The following is a 1,387-nucleotide window of genomic DNA, read 5'->3' on the forward strand; positions in this document are numbered from 1 at the left end:
CATCACCCGGTGTTGCCGTTAAACTGGCCACATAACCGGCAATAACAGATGCGCCGGCAGACGTTAAGAACCATGCACCCATGATAAAACCCATCAAACGCTGTGGTACAAGCTGAGCAACCATGGCAAGACCTAACCCTGAAATTAGCAGCTCCCCCACACTTTGCAGGAAATAACTTAAAATCAGCCAGTTAGCTGAAACTAACCCTGCTGCGTTGGCATAGCGGGTGCTGAGATACAAAATCAAAAATGCACCAGAGCAGAGCACCATGCCGATGGCAAATTTATGCGGCATCGGTAGTTTATCACCCATACGGTGATAAATAATTGCCAAAACAGGGCTGGCAACCATAATCCAAAACGGGTTAAGTGATTGGAACTGCTCAGGTTCAACATTAATACCAAACAGGCTGTGTACCGTGTTGTGAATGGCAAAGAAATTGAGCGATAACGGCATCTGGCTGTACAACACAAAGAAGATTACCGCTTCGAGCATCAGTACAAAAGCCACGATCATTTTACGGCGGGCAGTGTTTTTCAGCGCAAAAGTCTCACGGATAAAAATAAACACAATACCGATAGAGACCAGTGCCAGCGCAATATGAGCAATCAGAATATGTTCCAAAACCCAGCTTGATAGCAATGAAGCGACAACAGTACCAATGATCACCAGCAAGAGGTTACGGCGATCAACCGGTTTAAAATCGGGTTTTGAACCATACTCTTTCACCCAGCCTTTCATCATTAAAAAGTTAATAATGGTGATTAATAGGCCTATCACACTGAGCGAAAACGCAACATTCCAGCCATAACGGTTGGCCAGATACGGCGTAGCGAGCATAGAGATAAATGAACCGATATTGATGGACATATAATACAGCGTAAATGCGCCATCAAGCCGGGGATCATCCTTATCATAGCATTTGGAAAGCAGCGAAGAGGGGTTGGCTTTAAATAGCCCGTTACCGACCGCAATGGTTCCCATGCCAAGGTAAATCCACGTAATGTGGGTTGTTGAGAAGGCAATCATGGCGTAACCGACCATCAGAGTGATTGCACCCAGAATAATCAGGCGTTTTGTGCCGAGGATCTTATCCCCCAACCAGCCACCAACAGCAACCAGACCGTAAACCAGAGCGATAAAAGAGGAAAACAGTGCAAATGAGTGGGTTTCAGTCAGCTTTAGCTCTTGAACTAAGTAAACAGCAAGAATGCCCTGTAGCCCGTAAAAACCGAAACGCTCCCACAATTCGACCGAAAATATGAGATAAAACGATTTGGGTTGTTTGAGTGATTCAGTGATCGACACGTTAACCTCTGTATGAATTATTGTGTTTTGCAAGATGCGTAATTTTTTTTAGACACTCTCGTTTACACGTCTGTGAGG

Annotated in this window: 1 protein-coding gene; it reads right to left on the bottom strand. The window is 45.0% G+C overall.

Annotation, left to right across the window (positions count from 1 at the left end; genetic code table 11):
* Positions 1-1,309 (bottom strand): dipeptide/tripeptide permease DtpA (gene dtpA / locus ACRC27_RS13935; RefSeq protein WP_438640152.1); only part of this gene is annotated, 1,309 nt, incomplete at its 3' end.
* Positions 1,310-1,387 lie beyond the last annotated feature (78 nt).

The sequence above is a fragment of the Plesiomonas sp. genome, assembly GCF_051650925.1.
Lineage (GTDB): Bacteria > Pseudomonadota > Gammaproteobacteria > Enterobacterales > CAMTGL01 > Plesiomonas.